General features: G+C 58.6%; 14 protein-coding genes and 1 pseudogene. 4 read left to right on the top strand and 11 right to left on the bottom strand.

The window, feature by feature from the left end; all coding sequences use genetic code 11:
• Nucleotides 1-103 (top strand): annotated as a pseudogene (locus MA884_RS27905) (nucleoid-structuring protein H-NS); the annotation flags it as partial.
• Nucleotides 104-772: 669 nt separating this feature from the next.
• On the opposite strand, the gene MA884_RS26230 reads toward MA884_RS27905, so the two are convergent.
• The 7 genes from MA884_RS26230 to rplM all read right to left on the bottom strand — a co-directional run bounded on the left by MA884_RS26230 (nt 773) and on the right by rplM (nt 5,648).
• The gene (locus tag MA884_RS26230) at nt 773-1,186 is read right to left on the bottom strand and encodes a ClpXP protease specificity-enhancing factor (protein ID WP_047228570.1); all 414 of its coding nucleotides are present in this window, start codon (nt 1,184-1,186) and stop codon (nt 773-775) included.
• Nucleotides 1,187-1,202: 16 nt separating this feature from the next.
• Complete coding sequence (locus tag MA884_RS26225) at nt 1,203-1,820, bottom strand: glutathione S-transferase N-terminal domain-containing protein (protein ID WP_003178195.1); 618 nt, start codon at nt 1,818-1,820, stop codon at nt 1,203-1,205.
• A gap of 149 nt (nt 1,821-1,969) precedes the next feature.
• Entirely contained in the window at nt 1,970-2,752 is a 783-nt protein-coding gene (locus tag MA884_RS26220; protein ID WP_256233219.1) for a cytochrome c1, read from the bottom strand.
• Nucleotides 2,752-3,963 carry a cytochrome bc complex cytochrome b subunit gene (locus tag MA884_RS26215; RefSeq protein ID WP_092393821.1) on the bottom strand — a complete coding sequence of 404 codons (1,212 nt, stop codon included), beginning with the start codon at nt 3,961-3,963 and terminating at the stop codon, nt 2,752-2,754. The genes MA884_RS26220 and MA884_RS26215 overlap by 1 nt, the downstream gene beginning before the upstream one ends.
• Nucleotides 3,963-4,556, bottom strand: coding sequence for a ubiquinol-cytochrome c reductase iron-sulfur subunit (petA, locus tag MA884_RS26210; RefSeq protein WP_256233218.1), 594 nt, complete (start codon nt 4,554-4,556; stop codon nt 3,963-3,965). The genes MA884_RS26215 and petA overlap by 1 nt, the downstream gene beginning before the upstream one ends.
• Before the next feature lie 256 nt (nt 4,557-4,812).
• Entirely contained in the window at nt 4,813-5,205 is a 393-nt protein-coding gene (rpsI, locus tag MA884_RS26205; protein ID WP_003205364.1) for a 30S ribosomal protein S9, read from the bottom strand.
• A 14-nt stretch (nt 5,206-5,219) separates the two neighbouring features.
• A complete protein-coding gene (rplM, locus tag MA884_RS26200; RefSeq protein WP_003205365.1) occupies nt 5,220-5,648 on the bottom strand; it encodes a 50S ribosomal protein L13 in 429 nt (142 codons plus the stop codon).
• Nucleotides 5,649-5,893: 245 nt separating this feature from the next.
• On the opposite strand from rplM, the gene MA884_RS26195 reads away from it, so the two are divergent.
• Complete coding sequence (locus tag MA884_RS26195) at nt 5,894-6,934, top strand: NADP(H)-dependent aldo-keto reductase (RefSeq protein WP_256233217.1); 1,041 nt, start codon at nt 5,894-5,896, stop codon at nt 6,932-6,934.
• Between the two features lie 133 nt (nt 6,935-7,067).
• On the opposite strand, the gene MA884_RS26190 is transcribed toward MA884_RS26195, so the two are convergent.
• Entirely contained in the window at nt 7,068-8,204 is a 1,137-nt protein-coding gene (locus MA884_RS26190; RefSeq protein ID WP_256233216.1) for an acyl-CoA dehydrogenase family protein, read from the bottom strand.
• Nucleotides 8,205-8,449: 245 nt separating this feature from the next.
• Here MA884_RS26190 and MA884_RS26185 point away from each other — a divergent pair, with 245 nt between their 5' ends.
• A complete protein-coding gene (locus MA884_RS26185; protein ID WP_188251021.1) occupies nt 8,450-9,346 on the top strand; it encodes a GlxA family transcriptional regulator in 897 nt (298 codons plus the stop codon).
• A 190-nt stretch (nt 9,347-9,536) separates the two neighbouring features.
• Here the strand turns inward: MA884_RS26185 and zapE are convergent, their stop codons facing one another.
• The 3 genes from zapE to MA884_RS26170 form a co-directional block, all read right to left on the bottom strand.
• Complete coding sequence (gene zapE, locus MA884_RS26180; protein ID WP_256233215.1) at nt 9,537-10,631, bottom strand: cell division protein ZapE; 1,095 nt, start codon at nt 10,629-10,631, stop codon at nt 9,537-9,539.
• A gap of 100 nt (nt 10,632-10,731) precedes the next feature.
• Nucleotides 10,732-12,087: a tryptophan--tRNA ligase gene (locus MA884_RS26175; protein ID WP_256233213.1), complete on the bottom strand. Its 1,356-nt coding sequence runs from the start codon at nt 12,085-12,087 to the stop codon at nt 10,732-10,734.
• Between the two features lie 24 nt (nt 12,088-12,111).
• On the bottom strand, nt 12,112-12,741 hold the full coding sequence (locus MA884_RS26170) for an alpha/beta hydrolase (RefSeq protein WP_047228580.1): 630 nt from the start codon (nt 12,739-12,741) through the stop codon (nt 12,112-12,114).
• A 148-nt stretch (nt 12,742-12,889) separates the two neighbouring features.
• Here MA884_RS26170 and MA884_RS26165 point away from each other — a divergent pair, with 148 nt between their 5' ends.
• A complete protein-coding gene (locus MA884_RS26165) occupies nt 12,890-13,327 on the top strand; it encodes a ZapG family protein (RefSeq protein WP_256233212.1) in 438 nt (145 codons plus the stop codon).
• Nucleotides 13,328-13,754: the final 427 nt, after the last annotated feature.

The following is a 13,754-nucleotide window of genomic DNA, read 5'->3' as shown; positions in this document are numbered from 1 at the left end:
CCTCGGCATCCATGCCGAGGTGCCCACTACGCAATACCTACGTTCGGCCAGCGTGGTTAACGGGGCGCCCAAGATCAAAATCAAAAGCGAGGCGGCCTGGTAGCCGGCCTGTTCTGGAGCGAACGCGTTTCCCCTGTGGAAACGAGCTTGCTCGCGAAAGCGGAAGGTCAGTTTGCAGTGATGCTGGATGTACCGGCGTCGTCGCGAGCAGGCTCGCTCCCACAGGTTTTTTGTGTCGCTTGCAGATACTGTGACTCCCCACAAATCCATGTGGGAGCGAGCCTGCTCGCGATAGCGGTGGTTCAGCTAAATAGATACTGGCATCTACCCCGCTCTTGCTCTTGCTCTTGCTCTTGCTCTTGCTCTTGCTCTTGCTCTGCTTTTGATCTTGATCTCGACGCCCCGTTAAACCACGCTGGCCGAACGCAGGCATTGCGCAGTGGGCATCCCGGCATGGATGCCGGGATAGCCGCGCTGGGCCATGGATGGCCCTTCGCGGCGGGCCCACGGAGCAATGCCGGAGTGAGGGCACACCGAGCCTAAGCGAGGTGCCGAGTGGTGGGGCAAAGCGTTTTTGCTTACTTTTGGCGCTTTTCCAAAAGTGAGCCGCTGTAAGAGCGGAACCGCCAGTGGCCGTTACCGCAGAAACGGATATACACACAAAAACCATGACACCACAAAAAATGCCCGCATCTCACGACACAGGCATTTCCCCAACCAAGCTGCCAGGCCTTCACCCAGTCCATGACTGAATGGCCTTTTGCACAGCCCGCTATTTCACCACTTTAAGACTAGGCCGCCCGCTAGGACGTGGCGGCTCGTCATCCGGTGGCGGCAGGTCATCATCAGCCTCGAACTCTTCTTCGCCATCCAGCGGCGATTCCAGCTCGAACACCATACCCTGGCCATTCTCCCGGGCATAAATCCCCAGGATCGAAGCAATAGGCACGTACAGGGTGTGTGGCACACCCCCGAAGCGCCCCTCAAAGCTGACCGCATCGTTGTCCATGTGCAAATGACGCACGGCGGCCGGCGATACGTTCAAGACAATTTGCCCGTCATTGGCAAAACCCTGCGGCACCTGCACCGATGGATACTCGGCGTTGACCAGCATGTGCGGGGTGCAATCGTTGTCCACAATCCACTCATAGAGCGCGCGGACCAGATAAGGTCGACTGGAGTTCATAGCGGCTCCCTAAGCCTTAGCGCATGTCACGTTCGACACCAGACAGACTCGCCTGGAAAGCCTCGCGCGCAAATTGGCGCTCCATATAATCAAGCAGCGGCTTGGCAGGCCGCGGCAGTTCGATACCCAGAATCGGCAAACGCCAGAGTATGGGTAATAGGCAGCAATCCACCAGACTTTGTTCCTCACTGAGAAAGAACGGTTTGTCGACGAACAGCGGCGATACGCCGGTCAGGCTTTCACGCAACTCTTTACGCGCCACGACCCGCGCCGGCTCCTTGGTTCGTGAATCCAGGATCAGATCCACCAAACCGCACCAGTCACGCTGGATGCGATGGATCAGCAAACGGCTGTTGGCTCGCGCAACAGGGTACACCGGCAGTAAAGGCGGATGCGGATAACGCTCATCCAGGTATTCCATCACCACTGTCGACTCCCACAATGCCAGGTCACGATCGACCAGCGTGGGCAGGCTGCCGTAAGGGTTCACCTCGATCAGCTTCGGCGGCTGACGGCCCGCTTCGACGTAAATGATCTCGGCGCTGACACCCTTCTCTGCCAGTACGATGCGTACCCGGTGGGAGTAGTGGTCGGCGGGGTCGGAGTAACAGGCCAACCGATTGGTCACGCCCATGGCGATCCTCCTCGCTTGTTGAAATTATCGAAAAACGGAAAAACGAGCGCGCCCAAAGGGCGCCTCCCGTAACACCCGGCTGACCAGGTTCGTTACATCCAGAGACGCCCTTGGGCGCGCACGGTTAACAGCAACGGTTTACAGCTTTATCAATGCACGTCTTTCCAGTATTCGCGCTTGAGCAGGTAAGCGAATACGAAGAAGAACGCCAAATACAGCAACACATAAGTACCGATGCGCTGATGCTCCAGCTTCACCGGGTTGGCCGAGTAGGCCAGGAAGGTCACCAGATTCTTGACCTTCTCGTCGAACTGCTCTTCAGTCAGGCTGCCGGTGTCGGGCAACACGGTCAACTGGTCGCAGGCTTCGTGAGTCAAAGCCGTGCCAGTCAGCGGATCGTATTGCTTCTTGCCGTCCTCGACGATTTGAACCTGTTTGCAGCCTACCACCTGACGACCCTGCAGGCCGACCAGAACGTTTGGCATACCGACGTTCGGGAAGACTTTGTTGTTCACCCCCCAAGGACGCGCGGGATCTTCATAGAACGAACGCAGGTAACCGTAGAGCCAGTCGGTGCCACGCACGCGAGCCACCAGGGTCAGGTCGGGCGGCGCAGCCCCGAACCAGGTCTTGGCGTCTGCCGGCTGCATGCCGATGTTCATGTGATCGCCCAGCTTGGCGCCGGTGAACACCAGCTTCTCGAGCATCAACTCATGGGGAATGCCCAGGTCATCCGCTACACGCTCGTAACGCTGGAACTTGGCACTGTGGCAACCCATGCAGTAGTTGGCGAACGTACGTGCGCCGTCCTGCATGGCCGCTTTGTCGGAAACGTCGATGTCGACTTTTTCCAGCTCAGGACCACCGGATGCGGCCGCAAAGGACAGTACAGGCATAGCAGCAAGAATCAGTACAGAAAATAGCTTTTTCATCAGCCAGTCACCCTTTCCGGAACCGGTTTGGTCTTCTCGAGCCTGGTGTAGAACGGCATCAGAATGAAGTAGGCGAAGTACAGGAAGGTGCAGACCTGCGACAGCAGCGTCCGGCCCGGCGTTGGGGCGAGTACGCCCAGCACACCCAGGATCACGAACGAGATGCAGAACACCCAGAGCCAGATTTTGCTCAGCCAGCCTTTGTAGCGCATCGACTTGACCGGACTGCGGTCCAGCCACGGCAGGACGAACAGCACGGCGATCGCCGCACCCATGGCGATGACGCCCAGCAGCTTGTCCGGAACCGCCCGCAAAATCGCGTAGAACGGTGTGAAGTACCAGACCGGAGCAATGTGCTCAGGGGTCTTGAAGGCGTTTGCCTGCTCGAAGTTAGGCTTCTCGAGGAAGTAACCACCCATCTCCGGGAAGAAGAACACGATGGAACAGAAGATGAACAGGAACACCACCACGCCGACGATATCTTTGACGGTGTAGTACGGGTGGAAGGCGATGCCGTCCAGCGGTACGCCGTTCTCGTCCTTGTGCTTCTTGATGTCCACGCCATCGGGGTTGTTCGAGCCGACTTCGTGCAGCGCCAGGATATGCAGCACCACCAGACCGAGGATCACGATCGGCAGGGCCACCACATGCAAGGCGAAGAAGCGGTTCAGGGTAATGCCCGAGATCAGGTAGTCACCGCGAATCCACTGGGTCAGGTCATCGCCGATGACCGGGATTGCACCGAACAGCGAGATGATCACCTGGGCGCCCCAGTAGGACATCTGGCCCCACGGCAGCAGGTAGCCCATGAAGGCCTCGGCCATCAGCGCCAGGTAGATCAGCATGCCGAAGACCCACACCAGTTCACGCGGCTTCTGGTACGAACCGTAGAGCAAGCCACGGAACATATGCAGGTAGACCACGATGAAGAACGCCGAAGCGCCGGTGGAGTGCAGCAGACGCAGGATCGAGCCGTACTCGACGTCGCGCATGATGTATTCGACGGAAGCAAACGCTTCTTCCGCCGAAGGGGTGTAACTCATGGTCAGCCAGACACCCGTGACGATCTGGTTGACCAGAACGAGCAAGGCCAGGGAGCCAAAGAAGTAGAAGAAGTTGAAGTTTTTCGGAGCGTAATACTTGCTGAGATGGTCTTCCCACATCTTGGTCGCGGGAAAGCGCGCATCAACCCAATCCATGAATTTGCTCATCACGCTGTCTCCGTATCGACGCCAACGACAATGATGTCATCGGTCTCATAGGAATGCGGGGGAACTGGCAGGTTCAGAGGTGCAGGCTGCGATTTGTAGACGCGACCAGCCAGATCATAGTGGGAGCCGTGGCAAGGGCAGAAATAACCACCGACCCAGTCCTTGCCCAAGTCGGCAGGTGCCACTTCGGGACGGAACGTTGGCGAGCAGCCCAGGTGCGTACAAATCCCGATCAGCAGCAGGATTTGCGGCTTGATCGAACGCGTCTCCGGGTCGACATAGGTCGGTTGCATCGAGTTCTTGGAGGTGGGGTCAGACAGCTGACCCTCGATCTTTTTCAGATTCCCCAGGATTTCCTCTGTACGGCGGACGATGAACACCGGCTGACCGCGCCACTCAGCAATCATCTGCTGGCCTGGCTCGATCTTGCTGACATCCACTTTCACCGGTGCACCTGCGGCTTTCGCCTTGGCACTGGGAAACCATGACCCCACGAACGGGACCGCAGCCCCCACCGCTCCTGCAGCACCCACCACGGATGTGGCTGCTACCAGGAAGCGACGCCGGCCTGCATTCACGCCGTCATTGCTCATTCAGTCCTCTCCCATCAGCTTTGTGGCCTGTTAAATCAGGCGTCTACTAAGTAAAAATCTGAACTTATAAAAATTTTGCCGAATGGTAATGAAAAGCCCCAGTTCTGACAAGGTAATTACCAAGCAGCTCAACCGCCAAGCCTTGCAGTATAGGGGCTTCACGAATGTGGCAAGTTGTCACAGCATAATTTTTTTGCCCATAAAAAAACGCCCAGCTCCGTGAGGAACTGGGCGCCTTTTGAACGCAAAAGCGAAATTAACGCTTCGAGTACTGCGGACGCTTACGCGCTTTACGCAGACCGACTTTCTTACGTTCAACTTCACGAGCATCGCGAGTTACGAAGCCGGCTTTGCGCAGTGCACCGCGCAGAGTTTCGTCGTAATCCATCAGGGCGCGAGTGATACCGTGGCGGATTGCGCCAGCCTGACCACTTACACCACCACCGATAACAGTGACGTAGATGTCGAACTTTTCGACGGTCTCGGTCAGTTCCAGCGGCTGACGAACTACCATGCGGGCAGTTTCGCGGCCGAAGAAGTTATCCAGGGAGCGGTTGTTGATGGAGATGTTACCAGTACCCGGACGCAGGAAAACGCGTGCGGTTGCAGTCTTGCGACGGCCAGTGCCGTAATTTTGAGTCGCCGACATAATGAACTATTCCGTTAAAACTTCAGTTCTTGGGGCTGCTGAGCAGTATGAGGGTGAGCAGCGCCCGCATAAACCTTCAGCTTACGATACATGTCGCGACCCAGTGGGTTTTTAGGCAGCATGCCTTTAACCGCGGTCTCGATCACGCGCTCAGGGGCTTTGGCGATCAGCTTTTCGAAGTTGATCGACTTGATGCCGCCAGGAAAACCGGAGTGGGAGTAGTACATTTTGTCAGTGGTTTTAGCGCCAGTAACACGTACTTGCTCAGCGTTGATGACGACGATGTAGTCACCGGTGTCGACGTGAGGGGTGTACTCAGGCTTGTGCTTGCCACGCAGACGGCTCGCGATTTCGGTGGCCAGACGACCCAGGGTCTGACCAGCAGCGTCGACGACAAACCAGTCGCGCTTTACTGTTTCCGGTTTAGCAGTAAAAGTTTTCATTCTTTATAGCCTCAGGGGCCGCCCTGTAAATTAGACGGCGGATCTTACTGAATAGTGCGTACTTTGACAAGTCAAAGGCAGCCGGATACAGACGCTTTCGGGGGCTCGGGTCGGCGCGTCCGTTCAACGGCAAGATTCTTCGGCGGCGGCGCATCACTTCCACTGCAGAAAGAGGTGCGCAATTATGCAGATTGCGAAAAATAATTCAACCTGCTTTTATGATTGTTTTGCCCAAGGAGTTCCCGATGGATTATCGCCAGCTAGGCCGTACCGATCTAAACGTGAGCGCCCTGTGCCTCGGAACCATGACCTGGGGTGAGCAGAACAGCGAGGCGGAGGCCTTCGCCCAGATCGAACGCGCCAAGGGTGCCGGGATCAATTTCATCGACACCGCCGAGATGTACCCGGTGCCGCCCAAGGCCGAGACCTACGCCACCACCGAACGCTACATCGGCAACTACTTCAAGCGCCGCGGCGACCGCGCGGACTGGATCCTGGCGAGCAAAATCGCAGGCCCCGGCAACACCATCGACTACATCCGCGACAAAAACCTCAAGCACAACCGTCGCCATATCGTCGAAGCGGTGGACGCCAGCCTCAAGCGTCTGCAAACCGACTGGATCGATCTCTACCAACTGCACTGGCCGGAGCGCAGCACCAATTTCTTTGGCCAATTGGGCTACCAGCACAAGGCCGACGAAGATTTCACCCCGCTGGAGGAAACCCTTGAAGCCCTGGACGAGCAGGTCCGGGCCGGCAAGATCCGCCACATCGGCCTGTCCAACGAAACGCCGTGGGGCACCATGAAATTCCTCGCCCTGGCCGAAGCCCGTGGCTGGCCGCGGGCAGTGTCGATCCAGAACCCCTACAACCTGCTCAACCGCAGTTTCGAGATCGGGCTTTCGGAAATCGCCATCCGCGAGCAGTGTGGCCTGCTGGCTTATTCGCCATTGGCGTTCGGCATGCTGTCGGGCAAGTACGAAGGTGGCGCACGGCCTGCAAAGGGCCGCCTGACGCTCTACAGCCGCTTCATGCGCTATTTCAATCCACAATCGGAAGCGGCGTGCAGCCGTTATGTGGCCCTGGCGCGGGAACACGGCCTGGACCCGGCGCAGATGGCCCTGGCGTTTGTCACTGGGCAACCGTTCGTGACCAGCAACATCATCGGCGCCACGACCCTTGAGCAACTGGACAGCAACATCGCCAGCTTCGACCTGAAACTCTCGGATGAAGTGCTGGCGGGGATTGAGGCGATTCACAAGGACCATCCGAACCCGGCGCCTTGATCAGTCCATAGACCCCATCGCGAGCAGGCTCGCTCCCACATGAGCTCTGTGTCGATCACAATATTGTGGTCAAACATAAAGCCAGTGTGGGAGCGAGCCTGCTCGCGATAGCGGTCTAACAGTCACTACGACATCAAAGCGACCGCGCAATGATCTCCTTCATGATCTCATTGGTCCCGGCATAAATCCGCTGCACCCGCGCGTCGGCCCACGCCCGGGCGACCGGGTATTCCCACATGAACCCGTAACCGCCGTGCAGTTGCACGCACTCGTCGAGCACCTTGCATTGCAAGTCAGTGCCCCAATACTTGGCCATCGCCGCCGTCGGCACGTCGAGCTTGCCTTGCAGGTGCAGTTCCAGGCAACGGTCGACGAAAACCCGGCCGATCTGGATCTCGGTCGCCATTTCCGCCAGTTTGAAACGGGTGTTCTGGAAGTCGGCGATGGATTTACCGAAAGCCTTGCGATCACGGGTGTAGTCCAGCGTCCATTGCAGCGCCGCTTCGGCCGACGCCAGGCCGCCAATCGCCACCGTCAGACGCTCCTGGGGCAATTCCTCCATCAGATAGGCGAAGCCCATCCCGGCCTGCCCGAGCAGGTTTTCCTTTGGCACGCGAACATCCTGGAAGAACAGTTCCGAGGTGTCCTGGGCCTTCATTCCGACCTTCTCCAGGCGCTTGCCTTTTTCGAAGCCGGGCGTGCCCGCCTCTACCAGGAACAGACTGGTGCCTTTGGCGCCGGCCTTCGGATCGGTCTTGGCAACCACGATTACCAGGTCGGCCAGAAAGCCGTTGGTGATGAAGGTCTTCGAGCCGTTGATGACGTATTCATCACCGTCCAGCACCGCCGTGGTCTTTACGCCTTGCAGGTCGGAACCGGCCCCCGGCTCGGTCATGGCGATGGCCGTGACCATCTCACCGGACACCAGCTTGGGCAGGTACTTGAGTTTCAGTGCTTCACTGCCGTAGTGCAGGATGTAAGGTGCGACGATGTCGGAGTGCAGCGAGAAACCGATGCCTGTCAGCCCCAGCCGTCCGATTTCTTCAATCACCACAGTGCTGTAGAGAAAATCGGCATCGAGCCCGCCATAAGCTTCCGGCAGATGCGAGCACAACATCCCCGCCTCCCCCGCTTTGTTCCACAACTGACGGTCCACATGCCCCTGTTTTTCCCACTGGCTGTGGTACGGCACCGCTTCTTTTTCGAGGAAGGTTCGTACGCTGTCGCGAAACAGTTCGTGCTCGGGACTGAACAGGGTTCTTGGGATCATGGCGCACCTTTTCATTATTGTTCGGTGGGGTTATCAAACAGAGCCTAAGCCTGCGGGGGATGACAGGACACTGGACACATCCGACAAAAAATAAGACGATCCAGCCGTCTGGTGACCACTTTCCCCTATAAAAATAAAGATCAACTATGTCCAAGCACGTCTCCACGCCCTTGCGGCGCGTCAGCATCCTGGCTATCGACCGGGTTTTCGCTTCCACCCTCATGCAAGCCAAGGACTTTTTCCACCTGGCCAGCCTGCGCTACGGCAAACAACTGGGCCACGGCCTGACACCGGCGTTCGAAACCCGGCTGGTCAGCCCCGACGGCAAACCGGTGAACAGCTTCAGCGACGTGATCATGCCGGTGGACGGCGGCCTGGAAAATACCGATGTGATCATCCTCCCGGCCTTTTGGGATGATTTCGCCACCCTCTGCCAACGTTATCCACAAGTCCTGCCCTGGCTGCGGGAACAGCATGCCCGTGGTGCAGTGCTCTGCGGCGAGGCCACCGGGGTGTTCTGGCTGGCCGAGGCCGGGCTGCTCGATGGCAAGGAGGCCACCACCTACTGGCGTTTCTTCAATGCCTTCAAGGAGCGTTTCCCTCAGGTTCACCTGAACCAGGACAAGCACCTGACCGACGCCGACAATCTGTTCTGCGCCGGCGGCACGACCTCGGCCTGCGACCTCTACATCTACCTCATCGAACGGTTCTGCGGCGCCAATGTGGCCCAGGCCGTGGCACGGGACATTCTGTATGAAGTGCAGCGCAGCTACTCACCGGGAAGAATCGGCTTCGGCGGTCAGAAACTGCACCAGGATGTGATCATCCTGCAGATCCAGCACTGGCTCGAAGAACACTTCGCCGACAAATTCCGTTTCGAGGATGTCGCCCGGGAGCACGGCATGAGCATCCGCAACTTCATGCGCCGCTTCCAGACCGCCACGGGGGACAAACCGCTGCATTACCTGCAACGGCTACGGATAGAAACGGCCAAGGGCTTGTTATCCGGCAGCCGCAAAAGCATCAAGACCATCAGCTATGAAGTCGGCTACGACGATGCGAGCTTCTTCGCACGGCTGTTCCGCCAACATACCGAGTTGTCGCCGAACCAGTATCGGCAGCAGTTTCAGCAGGCGGCGTGAATCAAGGGTTGACGCAGCCCAATGTGGGAGCGAGCCTGCTCGCGATAGCGGTGGGTCAGCCAGCATTGATGTTGACTGATACACCGCTATCGCGAGCAGGCTCGCTCCCACAGGGGTTATGTTGTGAACTCTAGAACTTCATGCACAAAAAAGGCCTGCAATTGCAGGCCTTTCTTTTATCCGAACCGGATTACGGCTTATGCGCCCGCGCCAGGAATTCGTGGGACTGCATTTCCAGCAAACGACTCAAGGTTCGCTGGAACTCAAAGGTCAGGCGACCGCCGGTGTAGAGATCCTTGAGTTCGACTTCGGCCGAAATGATCAGCTTCACGTTACGGTCGTAGAACTCGTCGACCATGTTGATGAACCGGCGGGCAATGTCGTCGGTGGTGACGCTCATTTGCTCCACGTTGCTGAGCAGTACCGCGTGGAAGATCTTGCCCAGCTCGATGTAGTCGTTCTGGCTACGAGGGCCATCGCACAGTTCGCGAAAGTCGAACCAGGCCACGTCATCGCAAGTACGCACGGCGCGGATCTCGCGATTCTCGATGACCAGCACATCGTTTTCTACCGCCTGGGTGCATTCCGGCGTCAGGGCACGGAAGCTCTTGCGCAGGCTTTCTTCAGCCTCGGCGTCCAGGGGGAAGTGAAACAGCTCCGCTTGCTCCAGATGGCGCAGGCGATAGTCCACACCGCTGTCGACGTTGACGATGTCGGTGTGTTCCTTGATCAGCGCAATGGCCGGCAGGAAGCGCGCGCGTTGCAGGCCATCCTTGTAAAGGCCGTCCGGCACGATGTTCGAGGTGGCGACCAGGGTCACGCCGTTTTTGAACAACTCTTCCATCAAGGTGCCAAGGATCATGGCGTCGGTGATGTCGGAAACGAAAAACTCATCGAAGCAAATCACCCGGGTCTCGTCAGAGAACCGCTTGGCGATGATGGTCAGCGGATTCTTCTCGCCGCCCAGGGTCTTCATCTCTTCATGCACGCGCTTCATGAAGCGGTGAAAGTGCGTGCGCGTCTTCTCCTTGAACGGCAACGCCTCGAAGAAAGTGTCTACCAGGTAGGTTTTGCCACGGCCCACACCGCCCCAGAAATACAGGCCCTTGACCGGGACCTGGACCTTCTTGCCGAACAGTTTGCCCAACAAGCCCGGCTTGTTGTTCGACGCGGCGACCAGGTCGTCGTACAGGCGCTGCAAATGCCGCACTGCCGTTTCCTGGGCTGCGTCGTGGAAGAACTCCGGGCGTTTCAGATCAGCTTGATATCGTTCTAGGGGCGTCATATTCGTTAGCAAGGCAACAAAAACGGGCCGTCACTGTAGCGACGGCCCGCAGGAATGGCAATCGGCCCTTATTCGAGCCGATGGTCGGAATACGCCTGGATCAGTCCTGAACAGGCGTCAGGGCAACGCGCAGCGCGTCGATGGCAGCGTCCCGAGCGGCGCTGTCCGCAAAAGCCGGACTGTCGGCCACACATGCGCCGTCGAGCCAGACACTGAAACTCAGCTCGTCGCTGCGCACGTCCAGTGGCTGGCCGGCTTGCAGTTGCTTGGTGACCTGACCCGCAGTCTTGCCATCGGCAAAGTTGCGCGACAACACCAATTGCTCGCCATCAGCGGCCAGCAGACGGAAGCGGAAACTGCCGTCGTCTTCACGAAAGCTCACAAAGCGCGCGGCTTTGGCCGCCTTCTTTTTCGTGCTGGTCGCCACCTGAACCTGGCTGACAAACGAACGCAGGCCAACGGCCTCGCGCAGTTCGTTGAGGAACGGTGTAGCCACGGCCCGGGCTTTATTCGCGCCCAGTTGCAGGATGTCTTCAAGGTCCGCCGGGCGGTCGATAAACTGGTGATAACGTTCGCGGGGCTCACCCAGTTCACTGTCGAGCAATTGGAACAGGCGGTTCTTGGCTTCGCCCCAACCCAGGCCCTGCAACAGCTCGCTGCGGAACTCGTCGGACTGCGCCGGCGTGGCGAAGGCCTGGAACAAGGTGAACAGGTGGGCGTTGTCCGGATCCTTCGCTTCCCCTGGCGCGCGGGAGTCGGTGACGATCCGCGAGATCGCGTCCTTCATGTCCTTGGCGCTGCTGAACAACGGGATGGTGTTGTCGTAGCTCTTGGACATCTTGCGGCCATCGAGGCCCGGCAGCGTGGCGACGCTTTCTTCGATCAGCGCCTCGGGCATGGTGAAAAACTCCTTGCCCTGGCCGAACAGATGGTTGAAGCGCTGGCCGATGTCGCGGGCCATTTCCACATGCTGGATCTGGTCGCGACCGACCGGCACCTTGTGAGCGTTGAACATCAGGATGTCCGCGGCCATCAGCACCGGGTAGCTGTACAGGCCCATGGTGATGCCTGCGTCCGGGTCTTCGCCGGCCTCAACGTTCTTGTCCACCGAAGCCTTGTAGGCGTGGGCGCGATTGAGCAGGCCCTTGGCGGCGACGCAGGTCAGCAGCCAGGTCAGTTCCGGGATTTCGGGAATGTCGGACTGGCGATAGAAGGTCACGCGGTCCACATCCAGGCCACCGGCCAGCCAGGTCGCGGCGATTTCCAGGCGCGAGCGCTGGATGCGCAGCGGGTCATCGCATTTGATCAAGGCGTGGTAGTCGGCCAGGAAGTAGAACGAATCGGCGTTGCTGTCGCGGCTGGCGAGGATCGCCGGTCGGATAGCGCCGGCGTAGTTGCCCAGGTGCGGGGTGCCGGTGGTAGTGATGCCGGTCAGGATGCGGGTACGAGTCGTCATGGGTTATCGCTTGTCAGACTGCTGTCAATTCGAGAGGCGCGGCAGGAGCAGATCCTTGAGATCGGTCAGCTTGCCATGGAAAAAGTGTCCGCATTCTGCCACTTTCAGCAGCTCATGGGGGCGCTGGAGCGCGTCCGACCATTGGTAAACCAGTTGGGGATCGACCACTTCGTCGGTTTCGGGCTGGATCACGGTCAACTCGCCGCTCATTGGCAAAGGCGATTGCGCGTCCAGGCGCATCACCGCCGGGGCCACCATGAACAGGTGCTTGGGTGGTTGGCCCTGGGCTTCCAGACGTCCGCCAAGGCTTGCGGCAACGAAGCCGCCAAACGAAAAACCGAACAGGGTGAGCGGCAGTTGCGGGTATTTTTCCCGCAGCCAATCGGCTGCGGCCTGGGCGTCGTCGACTTCGCCGGTGCCCATGTCATGGCTACCGGCACTGGCGCCGACGCCGCGATAATTGAAACGCAACGTAACCAGGCCAGCATCACGGGCAGTGCGTTGCAGGGTCGAGACGACTTTGTTGAGCATGGTCCCGCCCTGCACCGGGTTAGGGTGGCAGATCAGCGCCAGGCCACGGGGCGCTTCGCTGTCCAGGTACAAGGCTTCCAGTTGGCCCACGGGGCCATCGATGACTACAGGGGTTTCGCGCATAAGCAAGGGAAAGAACTCCGTGACCCCGAATAGGGTCGACTCGTCTAGCTAAAAGTCTGTGCCTGGCATGATTGCGATGTTCTTCGCGGTATACAGCGCAGGTCCGAGCCGTTAACGTAAAGCAAAGCCGTTTATAGAGGAAGGACTCGTGGAACACTCGCTCTTAGTTTGGCTGTTGCCGACTCTTGCCCTGGTTGCCGGTGTCGCCATTGGATTCCTGCTTGCCCGACTGCTGCCCAATGCGGTGCCTAACAGCACGCAACGTCAGCTGGACGACATTCAGGAACGTTTCGACAGTTATCAGAATGAAGTGGTCACTCACTTCAACAGCACCGCTTCTCTGGTGAAAAAACTCACCCAGAGCTACCAGGACGTCCAGGATCATTTGTCCGAGGGCGCCAATCGCCTGGCCCTCGACGAGCAGACTCGCCAACGCTTGCTGGCCGCCCTGCACACTGATGCGGCGCAGACGCCACGGGAACGCCTGACCCCGCCAAAAGAGGTCCAGGAACCACCACGGGACTACGCCCCCAAATCCCCGAATTCGCCCGGCATGCTCGATGAGCATTACGGTTTGAAGAAGTAATTTTCAAGCGACACCAAAAAGCCCGCCTGATCGCATGATCAGGCGGGCTTTTTATTGGCTCTTCAAATCACCGCAGATCCCCTGTGGGAGCGGGCTTGCTCGCGAAGGCGGTGGCACATCCACCATTATCGATTGACTTCAGACCGCTTTCGCGAGCAAGCCCCCTCCCACACTTTGGTCGTGGTGAACACACATCCTGCGACCACCGAAAATCTCCTGTGGGAGCGAGCCCGCTCGCGATGGCGGCGGCACATTCACCATCACCGTCTCAGACAGACCGCTATCGCGAGCAGGCTCGCTCCCACACTTTGGCCGTGGGGAACACAAATCCTGCGACCACCGAAAATCTCCTGTGGGAGCGGGCTTGCTCGCGAAGGCGGTGGCACATCCACCATTATCGATTGACTTCAGACCGCTTTCGCGAGCA

The organism is Pseudomonas sp. Q11 (genome assembly GCF_024494355.1).
GTDB lineage: Bacteria > Pseudomonadota > Gammaproteobacteria > Pseudomonadales > Pseudomonadaceae > Aquipseudomonas > Aquipseudomonas hefeiensis.
This window is presented reverse-complemented; position numbering and strand designations above follow the sequence as displayed.

Coding starts and splice junctions, on each gene's coding strand:
- MA884_RS26230 (WP_047228570.1), bottom strand. CDS start 1,186: ATGAACTCCAGTCGACCTTATCTGGTCCGCGCGCTCTATGAGTGGATT.
- MA884_RS26225 (WP_003178195.1), bottom strand. CDS start 1,820: ATGGGCGTGACCAATCGGTTGGCCTGTTACTCCGACCCCGCCGACCAC.
- MA884_RS26220 (WP_256233219.1), bottom strand. CDS start 2,752: ATGAAAAAGCTATTTTCTGTACTGATTCTTGCTGCTATGCCTGTACTG.
- MA884_RS26215 (WP_092393821.1), bottom strand. CDS start 3,963: ATGAGCAAATTCATGGATTGGGTTGATGCGCGCTTTCCCGCGACCAAG.
- petA (WP_256233218.1), bottom strand. CDS start 4,556: ATGAGCAATGACGGCGTGAATGCAGGCCGGCGTCGCTTCCTGGTAGCA.
- rpsI (WP_003205364.1), bottom strand. CDS start 5,205: ATGTCGGCGACTCAAAATTACGGCACTGGCCGTCGCAAGACTGCAACC.
- rplM (WP_003205365.1), bottom strand. CDS start 5,648: ATGAAAACTTTTACTGCTAAACCGGAAACAGTAAAGCGCGACTGGTTT.
- MA884_RS26195 (WP_256233217.1), top strand. CDS start 5,894: ATGGATTATCGCCAGCTAGGCCGTACCGATCTAAACGTGAGCGCCCTG.
- MA884_RS26190 (WP_256233216.1), bottom strand. CDS start 8,204: ATGATCCCAAGAACCCTGTTCAGTCCCGAGCACGAACTGTTTCGCGAC.
- zapE (WP_256233215.1), bottom strand. CDS start 10,631: ATGACGCCCCTAGAACGATATCAAGCTGATCTGAAACGCCCGGAGTTC.
- MA884_RS26175 (WP_256233213.1), bottom strand. CDS start 12,087: ATGACGACTCGTACCCGCATCCTGACCGGCATCACTACCACCGGCACC.
- MA884_RS26170 (WP_047228580.1), bottom strand. CDS start 12,741: ATGCGCGAAACCCCTGTAGTCATCGATGGCCCCGTGGGCCAACTGGAA.